Source organism: Pseudomonas sp. G7(2022), assembly GCF_052660475.1.
This window is the reverse complement of record NZ_CP109659.1, coordinates 2,813,933-2,828,214: the sequence shown is the minus strand read 5'-3', so window position 1 is coordinate 2,828,214 and position 14,282 is coordinate 2,813,933. Positions and strand designations below refer to the sequence as shown.

13 protein-coding genes are annotated in these 14,282 nt (G+C 56.7%); 6 read left to right on the top strand and 7 right to left on the bottom strand.

The annotated features are described in order from the left end of the window. The first annotated feature begins 102 nt into the window (after nucleotides 1-102). Nucleotides 103-600, top strand: coding sequence for a BCAM0308 family protein (locus NE357_RS12720; RefSeq protein WP_169430150.1), 498 nt, complete (start codon nucleotides 103-105; stop codon nucleotides 598-600). Nucleotides 601-663: 63 nt separating this feature from the next. Continuing rightward, complete coding sequence (locus NE357_RS12715) at nucleotides 664-894, top strand: hypothetical protein (RefSeq protein WP_169430149.1); 231 nt, start codon at nucleotides 664-666, stop codon at nucleotides 892-894. Between the two features lie 222 nt (nucleotides 895-1,116). On the opposite strand, the gene NE357_RS12710 is transcribed toward NE357_RS12715, so the two are convergent. From NE357_RS12710 to NE357_RS12700, 3 genes are all read right to left on the bottom strand, one after another. Next, nucleotides 1,117-1,899 (bottom strand): CHAD domain-containing protein, encoded by a 783-nt coding sequence (locus NE357_RS12710; protein ID WP_169430148.1) that lies wholly within the window; start codon nucleotides 1,897-1,899, stop codon nucleotides 1,117-1,119. Then, nucleotides 1,887-3,635, bottom strand: coding sequence for a DNA polymerase/3'-5' exonuclease PolX (gene polX / locus NE357_RS12705; RefSeq protein ID WP_249314412.1), 1,749 nt, complete (start codon nucleotides 3,633-3,635; stop codon nucleotides 1,887-1,889). Before polX ends, NE357_RS12710 begins: the two co-directional genes overlap by 13 nt. A 272-nt stretch (nucleotides 3,636-3,907) precedes the next feature. Beyond that, the gene (locus tag NE357_RS12700; protein WP_169430146.1) at nucleotides 3,908-4,369 is read right to left on the bottom strand and encodes a hypothetical protein; all 462 of its coding nucleotides are present in this window, start codon (nucleotides 4,367-4,369) and stop codon (nucleotides 3,908-3,910) included. 356 nt (nucleotides 4,370-4,725) lie between these two features. Here NE357_RS12700 and NE357_RS12695 point away from each other — a divergent pair, with 356 nt between their 5' ends. Continuing rightward, nucleotides 4,726-6,405, top strand: coding sequence for an HAD family hydrolase (locus tag NE357_RS12695; RefSeq protein WP_169430145.1), 1,680 nt, complete (start codon nucleotides 4,726-4,728; stop codon nucleotides 6,403-6,405). 43 nt (nucleotides 6,406-6,448) lie between these two features. On the opposite strand, the gene NE357_RS12690 is transcribed toward NE357_RS12695, so the two are convergent. Beyond that, complete coding sequence (locus tag NE357_RS12690; RefSeq protein ID WP_169430144.1) at nucleotides 6,449-8,731, bottom strand: heavy metal translocating P-type ATPase; 2,283 nt, start codon at nucleotides 8,729-8,731, stop codon at nucleotides 6,449-6,451. A 170-nt stretch (nucleotides 8,732-8,901) separates the two neighbouring features. Here NE357_RS12690 and NE357_RS12685 point away from each other — a divergent pair, with 170 nt between their 5' ends. The 3 genes from NE357_RS12685 (at nucleotide 8,902) to NE357_RS12675 (ending at nucleotide 11,738) form a co-directional block, all read left to right on the top strand. Further along, the gene (locus NE357_RS12685; RefSeq protein WP_085696450.1) at nucleotides 8,902-9,549 is read left to right on the top strand and encodes a BON domain-containing protein; all 648 of its coding nucleotides are present in this window, start codon (nucleotides 8,902-8,904) and stop codon (nucleotides 9,547-9,549) included. 247 nt (nucleotides 9,550-9,796) lie between these two features. Next, complete coding sequence (locus NE357_RS12680) at nucleotides 9,797-10,276, top strand: GNAT family N-acetyltransferase (protein ID WP_169430143.1); 480 nt, start codon at nucleotides 9,797-9,799, stop codon at nucleotides 10,274-10,276. 94 nt (nucleotides 10,277-10,370) lie between these two features. Further along, nucleotides 10,371-11,738, top strand: a complete 1,368-nt coding sequence (locus NE357_RS12675; RefSeq protein WP_169430142.1) for an erythromycin esterase family protein — start codon at nucleotides 10,371-10,373, stop codon at nucleotides 11,736-11,738. Nucleotides 11,739-11,827: 89 nt separating this feature from the next. On the opposite strand, the gene NE357_RS12670 is transcribed toward NE357_RS12675, so the two are convergent. The 3 genes from NE357_RS12670 to NE357_RS12660 are packed head-to-tail and all read right to left on the bottom strand — an operon-like array spanning nucleotide 11,828 to nucleotide 14,125. Further along, entirely contained in the window at nucleotides 11,828-12,481 is a 654-nt protein-coding gene (locus NE357_RS12670; RefSeq protein ID WP_169430141.1) for a dienelactone hydrolase family protein, read from the bottom strand. Continuing rightward, entirely contained in the window at nucleotides 12,474-13,178 is a 705-nt protein-coding gene (locus tag NE357_RS12665) for a phosphoribosyltransferase (RefSeq protein WP_169430140.1), read from the bottom strand. The genes NE357_RS12670 and NE357_RS12665 overlap by 8 nt, the downstream gene beginning before the upstream one ends. A gap of 56 nt (nucleotides 13,179-13,234) precedes the next feature. Next, entirely contained in the window at nucleotides 13,235-14,125 is an 891-nt protein-coding gene (locus tag NE357_RS12660; RefSeq protein WP_169430139.1) for a universal stress protein, read from the bottom strand. Nucleotides 14,126-14,282: the final 157 nt, after the last annotated feature.

The following is a 14,282-nucleotide window of genomic DNA, read 5'->3' as shown; positions in this document are numbered from 1 at the left end:
CGCAGTTGATAAAAATCAACCTGCTGGAACCCGGATCGCGTCGAAATGAGCGGGTGCGCTTCAGCAAGCGTCAGTTGTTCTGATCATCTCTGGAGAAACATCATGGACAAGTTTCAGCAAAGCCAAAAAAACAAACTGTTCAAGAACGTCTCGCATGACCCTTATAGCGCCCCACGCACGGAGGGCCCTGCCGTTTGCCCGAAATGCGAGGCCGTGTATGCCGCAGGAACCTGGAGCTGGAAACGCCAGGAAAACACCGTGGTTCACGGTGCGCAAACAACGATCTGTCCAGCCTGCCGGCGCATAGAAGACAACAGGCCTGCAGGTATCCTGACCCTGTCCGGCGGCTACGTGCACCAGCACCGTGGGGAAATCGTCCAGTTGATTAAACACACTGAGGAAAAGGAAAAGGCCGAGCATCCCCTTGAGCGCATCATCAAGCTCGATGACGCAGCCGATGAGCTGGTCGTGACCACTACTGGCATTCACCTTGCCAATCGTCTGGGGCACGCCCTGAAAGGTGCTTTCAAAGGCAACTCTGAATACCACTACAGCGATAGCGAATATGGCATGAGCGTGCGCTGGTCCCGTGAGGAATAACCCGGACAGCGGAGTTGTTGTACATCCCCGACTCGACTAACTGCCTGCTCAAGGTCAACGGCCATGCCCATCAATGAATCAACGAACCCTTATGTGGCCAACAGCGACGCCATCAAACACTGCCAGGCACTGTTTCTTGAAGCTGATCGTCTCAGCGATCAAGCCTACTCCGTTCTGGATGAACCCTTTTCCTCCCAGACCATGCTCAAGTTCTCGCTCGCCAAAAAATGTGCAGATGAGAAATATCGGCAGGCTTGGCAAGCATGGCTGCTCGCAAGAGAAAACGCTCAATAGGCTGCTTGATCTGCACGAAGCCTGGCGGTCGCGGCATTGTTTTCAGCGGACTTCAGTCGGGGGGCGAACGCCTGGGACTGACGATGACCGCAGCTGGCAGTCATCGCCAGTTCCCAGATTCTGAAAGGCTGAAGCTCTCGGGACTTGATATAAATCAAACGTCACCCTCGGCGAACACGCGCAATAGAACACTCAGGCCGCGTGCCGAGAGGTGTCTGCCACTCATTTATTCAAACGTTGCGATCCATCTCGAAACAAATCAGCGAATGCAGCCAGCTGAGCCTCAGCGGCTTCAAGCGCGCGTGATGAGCCTTTGAGCCAGGTCTTGTGCAAGGGGCGCAAATCAACTTCAACGAGCGCTTGTTGGCACCATTGATATTGATCGTGCCACTCGCCTAAGGCGAACTGTAATGACTTAAGCGCTCCGGCGGCTTCGCAGGACAAAGGAGAAAACTGCGGAAAGGACTCGGTCAGATAACGAACGCGCTTGACCATCGCCCTGAGCTGATGGCGATCAAACTCTGCATCCTCTAACGCAGCGAGCAAGCGTTTCAATTGCCGGTTAAGGGTTCTCCTGATTCGGGTGGTCAAATACTTCGACCCCTTGTCTATCTCCACGCTACGAAATGCAGAGGGCCAGCAATCCAGCTGGTTCAATAAATTCGCAACGGCGGTGCTTCGAATAATCGTGGAGTAGTGAGATTTCAACCTTGCTTCTCTCAAATTCGCTTGCGAGTGAAAACCACGGTTTTTTAGTTCCTCAATCATTACTTCCAGATCACGTACTGGCGTGGTCAACGCTCCAACCTGTTTTGCAGCATCGATCAAACACAGCACTTCTGGAATGGCGCGAAATGGACGCATCAAGCTTCTGATACGTCGCACAGCAATACGCAGATCATGCAACGCCTCATGATCGGTTCGCGCCTCCAGTCGTGCCATGGCCTGATAGATCCTTACTTGCAAGGTCAGTACCTGCGCGACGATGTCGTCTACAGCTGACATAAGCTTTGATCCCTTTCTGTGTGCCCGCCCCCGCCCCCGTGCAAAAACGACTTGAGCGCTGGAAGTGACCTTGTGTTTAAAACGTTGTGGGATTCCAGCCAGGCTCGACGTGCCTGTGCGACCCCAAAACGCAAATGGGAGAAATCAGCTGCTTGATGCGCATCCGAATTGATGCTGACCAGTACCCCCTGATCCTTGACGTATTGGCATTGCAGATCGGACAGGTCCATGCGTTGCGGTTGCGAATTGAGTTCCAGACAGCAACCTCGTTCAGCGGCGGCCTTGATGATGGCTGAGAGGTCCAGGTTTATGGGGGCGCGCTCATTGATCAACCGACACAGCGGGTGCGCCAGAATCGTGAAATGACGATGGTTTATCGCTCTGAGCAAGCGGCGGGTTTGCTGGCGCCGAGTCAGATTGAAATGGCTGTGGACAGCACCCACCACCAGATCAAGGCGCCCCAGAATATCGTCCGACAAATCCAGGCTACCGTCTTCGAGGATGTCGACCTCGACGCCCTTGAGCAAGGTTATGCCCTGCAATCGATCATTGAGCGCATCGATCTGGTCCATCTGCTTCAGTAACCGGTCCCCGTCCAGACCATGGGCTACCCTGAGGGACTGGGAATGATCGGTGATTGCCAAATATTGCAACCCCGCTGCCTGCGCGGCGAGCGCCATATCTTCCAGGCTGTTGACGCCATCTGATTCAGAGGTATGGGCATGCAAGTCACCTTTGAGATCGCATGACTCGATCAGTCTGGGCAAGCGATTGGAAAGCGCCGCTTCGACTTCACCGCGATTTTCGCGAAGCTCAGGCACTATCCAGGGCAGATCCAGCGCCCGATAAACATCGGTTTCAGTGCTACTGGCTAACCGTTGACCACCTTTGAATACTCCATACTCACTGAGTTTGAGCCCCTTGTTCTGTGCTCTTTGGCGAATAGCGATGTTATGCGCCTTGCTGCCAGTGAAGTACACCAGGGCCGCCCCATACACAGCCGGGTCAACGACCCGTAAATCGACTTGCATGCCTGAACCCAGAACAACGCTGGTACGTGTCTGTCCCTGAACCAGCACAGTGGCAACATCCGGGTGTTTGATGAATTGCTGGCAGACATCAACGCGAGCAGCAACAAGAATATCTATATCGCCGACGGTGTCCCTCATGCGTCGCAGGCTTCCGGCCACGGTCGCTTGTTCGACACCCGAGATCTGCTTCAAATAGCGCGCCAACCGTTCTGCCAATGGCTCGACATGTGCGAGCGGAACACGGCGATCTTTGCCGATTCCTTTCTGCGCTGCACTCAATAACCGGGCCTCCAACTTTTCACCGAAGCCTGGAAGATGGCGAATGCGCCCCTTTTCAGCGGCCTGGCATAACTGTTGTACGGTTTCGATACCAAGATCGTGATAGAGGTGCCTGACCCGCTTCGGTCCCAAACCGGCAATAGATAGCAACTGGGCCAGTCCTTTCGGCGAAGTACTCTGCAACCGTGAAAGCAACGCACAATCGCCAGTGGTAACGATTTCGTTGATCTTGCCCGCCAGGTCGACACCGATCCCAGCCAGTTTTGGCAACGGCTCACCACGCGCGATGATCTTCGCCAGATCGATTGTCAACGCCCTCAGCGTTCGCGAAGCATTACGATAGGCCCTGATCCGGAAAGGGTTGGCATCGTCCAACTCCAGCAAATCGGCAATATCGTCGAAAACCCTGGCAATCTGTTCATTCACTGTGCCCTGGCCGAGCGATGAAGACGGCAGGGTTGCCAATGGCGCGTGTGAGACTCTGTCCGACCGGGGCATGGAAAATCCCGCTGGTGTGGCTATCGATGTCGACAGTGTTGCCAATCCCGATGTGAGTTCGTTGATGTAGATCAGATACGCCCAATGAACGGTCGGACGGCCGGATGTCCGGTTGAGGCCAGGCTGTTTTCATGGTGCAAACGTTTGTAAATTGGCGTTGGGGGCTGCCTGCCTTTCAATGATTAAAGAACTGCAGCCTTTCATTCAACGGGCAAGCGCCTGGCCCATTCAGCATCATGCTTCCACAGAGCATTGATGCAGGCTTCTGCATCTTGCTTTGTTACGGGCTCAAGTGACTGCGGAGCCAGTAAGTGGCTGTCGACCAAGGCAAGTCGCACAACTCCGTTTTTTTTGAGCAGCGCTTTTGCCTGACATTCGCACAAGGATCGCGATAGAACTTCGAGCGAAGGCTCTACTTCGGCCTGTTCGAAATCTACTTCAAAACGCGCGGTACAAAAGTTTACCAACTCCCTCAACGTATGGGCAGCAAAGTGATACGCAGTGAAGTATCCAACCGGCAACAGCAGCAAGATTATCAACAGGTGGGTTGCGTCACGTTTCCAATGCCCTTTGCCCGGTTGGCGCAGATTTCCTGCTGTTGCTCCCCTGCTCCGCCGCCAGTCTTGCACCGCGTGAATCCCTATTGGTTTGTTGGTGTTCATGACCCGGCGCCAATCTCCGCATGTGACCAGAGCATGGAACCGATGACAGGCTGCCCATTGATTTAGATCAACCTGATGCATGCAGCTTACTCATGTTCAGTAATCTGCAGGCTTAAGCACTTCGGGTTATTAATAACAAAAGAAACATGTGCTTTTGATCAATCAAAGCAACGCTGTTGAACAACTGTGGTTGCACGCGTATGGGGCCCGACGTCAATCAGCAAACGCTCGACTTAAAATTGATAAAAATCAATGTTGGCCCCAATAAGTTGCCTCTCAATACAGTCGAGGAGTCGGTCGATAGTCTGTTCCAGTTGTCTTCCTTTGCACTCAATTGAGTCTGATGGGGATCGAGCATGCACTTCCTTGCCTTGGCAGTAGACTACGACGGGACCATTGCCGAAAACGGTAGCGTTCCTGCTCAAGTCTGCGCATCGCTCAGCGAGGTGAAAAAAAGCGGTCGCAAGTTATTGCTGATTTCAGGCCGGGAATTGCAAGCGCTCAAGCATCATTTTCCGCATCTGGATCTTTTTGACAGGGTGGTTGCGGAAAATGGCGCGCTCTTGTACGACCCGAGTACTGATACCGAGGAGCTTATTGCAGATCCCGCCTCAACCGAGCTGGTTGGTCACCTGCGCGCCAAAGGGGTGTCACCGTTGTCGATCGGACAGTCGGTCATCGCTACTTGGCAGCCATTCGAAAATGAAGTGATCAGTAGCATTCACGAGTTGGGTCTTGAACTGCAGATAACCTTCAACAAGGACGCCATCATGATCCTGCCGCCTGGCGTGAACAAAGCGTCCGGCCTTGTTGCAGCGTTACGAGATTTAGGCATATGCGAATTGAACGTGGTCGGAGTGGGCGATGCGGAAAACGACCACTCCTTTCTGTCGATCTGCGGCTGTGCCGCAGCGGTCAGCAATGCCATAGCCTCCATAAAATCCAGCGCTGACCTATGCCTGACGCGTGACCATGGTCAAGGGGTGTGCGAGCTGGTCGAGATGCTTCTGGAAAAAGATGCCGCACTGGTTGGCGTCGAACGCATCGGGGTTCAGTTGGGGCAGTCCACCGATGGGCACCCGTTATGGCTGCCTCCAGAATCGGTGATGTTGGTTATTGGCAATTCCGGGGCCGGAAAATCCAGTTACATCACTTGGCTGACAGAAAGAATGGTCCAGGCTCATCAGGGATTCTGCATCATCGATCCAGAGGGCGACTACCTCACGCTGGAAGACGCGGTGACCATCGGCGGCCTCACTGCGCCCCCGACGACAGAAGATTCCGTGCACTATCTTTTGCAGGCGCAGCTCAATGTGGTGGTCAATGCCCTTGCCCTGGATCTCTCGGCGCGCGTGCAGTTGTTTGGCGACCTGCTGCCTTTTCTTCAGCATTTGCGCAGCACTTCAGGTCGCCCCTACTGGTTGATCGTCGACGAAGCGCATTACATGCTTCCCCACTGTTCAAGTTGGCCGCCCGGCTTTCTCAAGGACATCGGTGCAATCATCGTAGCCCTCGACTTCGACCAGGTCTGCCCGGAGCTACTTGATGGGGTCGACGTGCTGGTGACGCTTGGCAGCACTGCTCGGGAACTGGTCGAGCAATTCGCCAAGCGCATGCAGCGAACTTCCCCTCGGTTTCCAGAGCGAACGCCAGGTCTGGAGCATGCCTGTCTCTGGAGTTTGCACGGAGACGACGAGGTATACCTGATCGAACAGATGCAGCCGCATCAAAAGCACCATCGTCACAGCGGCAAGTACGTTGCGGGAGACGTCGGTGCATGGCGATCATTCTACTTTCCTGCGCTTGGCCGGAGTGCCGCCAACCTGACTGAGTTTTTATCCTGTTTAACGCAAATTGAAGAACCCGGCCTTCGCGAGCATCTCGATGCCGGGGATTTCTCCAATTGGTTTCGCAAAGTGATCCGGGACGATGTGCTTGCCAATAAGACCCGCCTTATCGAAATGGACAAAAGCATGGTCCCCAAAAAGGCGATGGATCAGATCAGACGCATCGTCCAATCGCGCTATCACCTCTGAATCGGCCGGAGTCAGACGCTCAGCCGGTATGCACAACGTTCGTTCAGCGTGCGTCAAGGAAACGGAACAGCTCCTCCTCTTGGTCAAAGTGCAAGCGCACCAGGGTATCGAGCCTGATCAATTGATGCTGAATTTCGTCGGCATCGGCCCTGGCCGGTTCGGCATTGAAGTCACGACTCATGCGCGCCAGCAAATGGATCAGGCGAAAGATCTCTCGGTGGGCGTGACTCATGGCCGACATAGGGTCCTCGCCTGGCAACCGTTGCGTTAAAAGCGGGTAAAGCAGCTGTTCATCATCATGCTCGTGGTGCGCCAATGAGGTTTGTAACTTGTCGACCAGCTCCTGCAGTTCGGTTCGTGCCTGTACAACCGGGCGCCGGGCGAAGTCAGCGGCCAGGTGGTGCAGGTCACTCAGCACGCTGGACAGTTGCCGGTGTTCATCCTGCAGCCGATCAATATGCTCTGCAGTCAGCATGCCCTTTCGACGCCCCCACAGTGGCCCCAATGCCCGCAACGCATTGAGGATAATCAGCACATCAATGCCCTCCTGCACCACAGCGCCGATGAGTGGCGCAAGAAAGCCGAGCGCCGCCGCGACCATGGCCAGCAACGATAGGCCCATGCCGGCCAGCACACCGACGACAGCGATATGACGGGTTCGCTGAGCGATGTCCAGGGCCTCGACCAGACGATCCAGGCGATCGACCAGCAGAACGACGTCCGCGGCTTGTGCCGAAGCGGTTGCACCGCTGGCCCCCATTGCCACACCAACGTTAGCCGCCGCCAATGCGGGCGCATCATTGATGCCGTCACCGACCATCAGCGTGGGGCTGCGCAAACAGCCCTCCTGCACAGCCCGCACCTTATCCTCGGGTGTCAAACCCGCGCGCAGCTCGTCGATTCCGGCAGACATTGCGATCATCTCGGCAGTTTCCGGGCGATCACCGGTGAGCATGACGATTCTCTCGATCCCTTTGCAGCGTAACCGGCGCAGCGTTTGTGGAGTTTCGCGCCGAACAGTGTCAGCGAGGACCAAAAGGCCCGCCAGTTTCCCATCCACTTCGATAAAGCTTCCGCTACAGGCCAGATAATCCATGTGGCGAAGCATGGCGACAGCCCAATCGGTTTCGTAAGCGTCCTGATGAGCAAAAGACAGTGTGCCCAATCGCACCTGCTTACCGTCGATGAGCCCGCAAAGCCCCTCGCCCGGACTCTCCTGCACCTCGGTTGGCAGGCTGAGGGACACCCTGCGCTGTTGCGCTGCCTCGACAATGGCCTGAGAGATGGGATGCGTCGAAGCCTGTGCGAGCGAGGCCGCCAGGCCAAGCAATTGCTGCGGATCGGCCAGTCCATTGACTTCGATCGACTGCAGGCGCGCGTGTCCACTGGTCAGCGTGCCGGTTTTGTCGAAAAACACTTGTTTGATCCCGGCCAGCGCTTCCAGGGTGGCGCCATCCTTGATCAATATTCCGCGCCGCGCGGCTCGGGATATACCCGACATGATCGAAATGGGCACTGCCAGAATCAGAGGACAAGGCGTGGCCACCACCAGCACCGCCAACGCTCGCAAGGGGTCGCCGCTCAGATGCCACGCCAGCGCCGCCACCAACAAAGTCAACGGGATAAAAAACAGTGCATAGCGGTCAGCCAAGCGCACAAAAGGAGCGCGTGAACGGCGCGCCGCCTCGGCCAGCCGCACGATGGCAGCGTAGGTGCTTTGCGCAACCGTTCGCGTAGCGACCAGCAGAATGGGGGCGCCAACGTTGGAGACTCCGCTGGGCAACTGCTCACCTTCTCTTCGGGTCACGGGCAAGGATTCACCGCTGAGTGCCGACTCGTCCAGAATCGCTGTCGGGCTGAGCAAGCGACCATCGACCGGTACAACCTCTCCTAGCCGTACCAGCAATGTCTGATCTGGATGAATCTGTTCAACGGGAATCTGGCGTAAGCCCCCCTTCTCCTGCAACCAGGCAAAACGCGGTGCCCGATCGATAAGCGCACGCAGTTCACGCTCGGCTCGTTGACGGGTAAAGAATTCCAGCGTGCGACCGGTCGCCAGCATCAGAGCGATCACTGCTGCGACCAAAGCCTGCTCGAAAAACAGGGCGGCGCTGATCGACAACAGTGCGATCAAATCCACTCCTGCCTCACGTCGGGCCAATCGCCCGGCAATCTCGACGAGCAGAACCAATGCCATCGTCAGGCTGCCTGCGGCCCAGCAATACGATGCCCAATCATTCTCTTGCGCATGATGTGCAACGACACCAGCCAGCAATGCCAGCGTTGTAAGCAGCAAAAGCATGGGGTCCAGCCATTTACTGAACATTGCTCTTCACGCCTCTGAACCGAATGTAGCCCCGGCTGTTACCGGAGCTCTGCACCCGGGAGTTGTGGTCTTTTTGATTTAGCTCAATGTCTTTCTATCGCTCCAGCGTAGAAAAAAGACATGGGCTTTGCCGGCCCATGCATTTCAGTCACCTGGAAGAGGACAAGATCATGAGCGACATCACCCTGCGCAATACCATTTTGGATGAGCTTGACTTTCAACCCGACATCGATGCCGCCCACATTGGCGTCAGCGTGGAAAATGGCATCGTCACACTGTCCGGCCACGTGAAAAGCTACGCTCAAAAAATCAGCGCCGAGCGCGCGGTCAAGGCGATCAAAGGAGTACGTGCCGTGGCTGAAGAAATACAGGTTCGCCTGGATAAGGGTGCAGGTACGGACGATGACACCATCGCAAACCGTGCCGTCAATATCATCTCGTGGCGTTCCGACACACCCGCCGGCGACATCAAGGTCGTCGTGCAAAAAGGCTGGGTAACCCTGGAAGGCCAGGTGGACTGGCAGTATCAGAAAGAAGTCGCTGAAAGTGCGGTGCGCAAATTGTCAGGCGTTGTCGGGGTGGATAACCGAATCACCCTGCGCCCGAGAGTGAAGGTCGTCGATATCCAACAAAGTATCGAAGAAGCCCTCAAGCGCAATGCCGAAGTTGATGCCAAGGGCATACGGATCAAGGTCGATGGCAGTGTTGTAAAACTCGAAGGCAAAGTGCACTTCTGGCGTGAGCGTGAAATCGCCGAACGAGCAGCGTGGTCGGTGCCGGGCGTCAGCAAAGTGGAAGACCAACTATTGATAGCCTGAATCATGGCCCCGTAAATTCCCTGAATATCCGGGGCTGTCCATGCTACTCCGCCTCCATCGGGGAATCGTGTGTGATCACGACATGCTGATGCTGCCGGGCAACATGAATGAGGAAATTGGCATCTACGTGGACCTGTTTTTTGAGTCCATATGCAGATCAAGTCCGGTGACGGCCAACAGCGCAAGAAAGAACTTGAGCGTTTGGGATTTTTTCGCGTCAAGTGACCGCCGGATGGAGGGCTGAACGGTGAACGCCCCTGAAAATTCCTGGATTGATATTCTCAGCAACGGCCGCCCGGTGTTGATCAGATATGTCACGCAAGCAGATCAAGTTCGTGAATACGCTCTGGTCCGGCATTCGGCGCCTGAGTCCCGGCATGCGCTTTTACTCAGGCAGCAGCACGCCCCCCACCAGACCCAAGCCTGCATCGCGCTGGCCCACGAGAATGGCCGCTTGGTCGAAATTGGCGCCAGTCGCTATGCCGCGATGGGCAAATACCAGTGCGAATGCGCCGTGACCATCGCATCTGGCTGGAAACGCCTCGGTCTGGGAACGTTATTGTTGGAGTACTTGATCGACGCTGCCCGCAGCAATGGCGTCCACCACTTGTACTCAGTCAGCACCTCCAGCAACGCGCCCTTTCGTGAGTTGGCCAGATGTCTGGGTTTTGAAACCCACGACGATCCTTTCGACCCCCATAAGGTCATTCATCGCCTGTACCTGTAACGCCTGTGCAAAGTTTCAAGCCGACGCATCAACTTCTGGTATGACCCGAGCGCCTTGCCGCCACCAGTTGCTCGCCATTCGGAGGACGACACTCATGAACTCTCATACGCACACATTGCTGGACAAATTAATCGGCCAGCGACACTTCCATGACACATCGCACATACCGCCAGTGTTGCGTCAATACGCCGAGCCGCTACCAGACCTGGACTCCCCCGCTTTCGGGGACCTGTTTGATCGCTACGCTGACGCGCGGGTGGTGATGATTGGCGAAGCAAGCCATGGAACCGCCGACTTCTATCGAGCCCGGGCAGTCATAACCCAAAGCCTGATCGAGCGACACGGTTTTAATATCGTCGCAGTGGAAGCCGATTGGCCGGACGCCGGCCACGTAGATCAGTATGTCCGAGGTCTGGCGCACACGGCGTGGACACGCCACATTTTCAGCCGTTTCCCCACCTGGATGTGGCGAAACGGCGAAGTAAAAGCCTTCGCCCACTGGCTGCATCAATTCAACCATCGGCAGAGCCCTGAACATCGCGTCGAGTTTCGCGGCCTGGATGTCTACAGCTTGCGCAACTCCATCCATGAGGTACTGAGTTATCTGGATCGGAATGACCCGAAATTGGCCCAAGAAGCGCGTCGGCGCTATGGGTGTCTGACCCCATGGCAGGATGATCCTTCTTTGTACGGTCATTTCGTCGAGCGTGGCGGCGTGATGCCCTGTGAGCAACCGGTGATCGAGCAGCTCAGTGCCATGCTGGCTGACCAACTGACGGGGCTTGTCCAAAACAACGAAGCATTCTTCAATGCGACGCAGAATGCCCGCGTAGTGATAGCGGCCGAGCAATATTACCGCGCGATCTATCGGGGTTCGGCAGCCTCCTGGAACCTGCGAGACCGGCACATGTTCGATACGTTGCGCGCAGTACTGGAACATCGGGGTCCGCAGGCCAAGGCTGTGGTCTGGGCCCACAACTCCCATATCGGCAATGCCGCCGCCACGGAAATGGGCTGGAAGGGGCAGTTCAATATCGGCCAACTGTGCCGCAATGCCTTTGGACGTGATGTGGTCCTGATTGGTATGGCTACCGACCGTGGTCAGGTCGCAGCGGCCGATGACTGGGACGGCGAGATGTTGATCAAGGACATTCGCCCTTCTCGACCAGACAGCTGGGAACATCAATTTCTCAAGGCCGGGGTTGCAGCATCATTGACGGACTGGCGTGCTCCGCAGCAAAAGGAGCTTCGCAGTGCTCTGTCCGCGGTCTTGCTGGGACGCGCCATCGGGGTGATTTACCGTCCCCAGACTGAACGCTTCAGTCACTACTTCGAGTCAATGCTGGCGGAGCAATTCGATGCCATGATCTGGTTCGAGCAAACCAGGCCGATCACCGCGCTGCCGCTGCCGAAAAACCAGCGACTGGAAGCAGAAGATGAAACCTATCCGTTTGGCGTGTGATGAACCTGAAACGATGTCCAGCGTTATGGTTGACGACTATCGCGAGCAATTGAGTGTTGGCAATCTGCTGCGATAGTAAGAACGACCCACTACGTCGTCCGCAGGTGCTGCTCAAACCAGTCGCCGGCGAGCCTGGCGACTTCTTCCAGCGTGCCAGGCTCTTCAAAAAGATGCGTGGCACCCTCCACGACTTCCATCCGTTGCTCACACCGCAGGATTTGTGAGCTCCGGCGATTCAAGGCCAGTGTCATAGGGTCTTGTGCGCCAACGATCTGCAACGTTGGCGCCTTCACTCGGGCCAGGGCCGGCCCGGCCAGATCGGTTCGCCCACCCCGGCTGACCACTGCCCCTACCACCGACGCCCGCTCGGCGGCAGCCACCATTGCTGCCGCCGCACCGGTACTGGCGCCGAACAGACCAATGAGCAAAGAACACAACTCACGGTCCCGCCCGACCCAATCGATCACATCGATCAACCGTCTAGCCAGCAGGGAAACATCGAAGCGCAGGACCCCGCTAAGATTATCCAGGCGCTGCTCCGGTTCCGTCAGCAAGTCGAAGAGCAGCGAGGCCAAGCCCCGAAGGGCTAATACATCGGCCACGTATTGATTGCGCGGGCTCAATCGACCACTCCCGCTGCCGTGTACGAAGATGACCAGGGCGCGCGCGTTCTCCGGCAAACGCAAATCGGCGGACAATTCAACGCCAGGCAGATCCAGGCATCTAAATTCAGCTTCAGGCATCGCGATGTTCCGTGCAGGAAACGCTCGGCAATTTTCGCTCCCAAGCGCGTTGCAAGAGATCGATGACTTCTTCGTCCGAGGTCTGGGGAAAATCCAGATACCAGTAGCCGATCGACATCATCCAGTCAGGAATGAGCGGACAGATCACTTCGTCCACTTGCATCGATAAATCCTCGACTGTTTCCCGAGGAGCAACCGGTACCGCAACGATGACGCGCTCCGGCGCCTGCATCTTTACCGCCTGGATCGCAGCCATCATCGAAGAACCTGTGGCAAGACCGTCGTCGATCAGGATGACCACCTGGCCCTTTACTTTCGGTGGCGGGCGGGTTCCCCGATACGCTTTTTCACGTCGCGACAGCTCCTGCGCTTCCCTGGCGACCACCGCCTCGAAACCGGCTCGATCGATCGGGTGCGCCCGCAGCGCATCCTCGTTGAGGATTTGTACACCGCCACTGGCTATGGCGCCCATGGCGTATTCGGGGTGCGAAGGGACGCCGAGCTTGCGTACCAGTATCAGGTCCAGCCGCACACGCAGGGCGATGGCGACTTCATAAGCCACTGGGACACCGCCACGGGGCAAGGCCAGGATGATTACCTCAGGCCTGTCAGCGTATTTGAGCAAGGGTTCGACCAAGCGCCGACCGGCTTCGGCGCGGTTAGGCAAGGTCGTTTGCAGTGAGGGACTGTGGATCACGTTAACCTCCTGGGAAGTTGAAGAAGGAAGCTGAACAATGGCGATTCATGACCGCGCTAAACGGCCAGGATGCTGCACGTCACCTGGTACAGGACATGCTCGGTGGTGCTGCCCAACAGTTTGTCCATGCCGTGGCGCTCGACTCTGCCCATCACAATCACGTCCATCTCTCGCTCATCGGCGAACGCTTGCAGCACGGCCACGGGATGCCCCTCGATGAAATGCCGGCGGTCAGCCGGCACGCCATACCGACCAGCCAGGTCGAGGAAGGATTTTTCATGGCCTTGGCGCAACTGACTGTAGAGATCCGGGAGGGTCAGGCCCCCGCCGCCCATATCCCCCAGGAACAGCGCAGATGCGTCGCAGGCATACACCAGGTGCAACTCGGCCTGACACTGGATAGCCAAGCTGGACGCCTGCTGGATGATTCGCTCATTGAGCCCGTCCTCCTGTTCCAGGGTGTCGGCCACATCGACCGCTGCCACTACCTTGCGCGGCAAAGGATGATCACCTTCGCCAGGCAGGTACACCGGTACCGGACAATGACGCAACAGACGCCAGTCCAGTGGGGTAAAGAAACCGCGCTTGAGCGCGGGCTCGCGTTGCACCTGCTTGATCAACAGGTCGGGCTGCATTTCCGCGACATAATCGAGAATGTCTTGCTGCAGGTCATCGGCCCATTTCGCCTCCGCCGTTACCTCAAGCCCCCAGCTGCGCAGGTGACCGGTGTGGTATTCGAGCCAGTTGCGCTGGTCTTGCAGGTACTCTTTGCGTGCTTTTTCCCGATCGCCTTCTTCGAGTAGCGACAAGAGCTTCCAGGTTGGGATCAAGGCGGCGACGTGCAGGCTGGCACCACTGGCCTTGGCCAGCGCGGCGGCATGATCCAGGGCTTTGGACTGGCGCAGGGCCGGGTTGATGATCAGCAATAATCGTTGATACTGGCTCATGATCGGACTCCACGAAGCTTGCTTGTCGCTGCCCGCCACCCTGAACGAACCGCTTGCTGTCCGGTGACCAGGCACCTGTATGGATTTCAGAATCCACCGTGAAGGCGGCCTTGACGTTGATTTATGTCAAGTGCCTGTACCAGCAGGCGACTCGTGG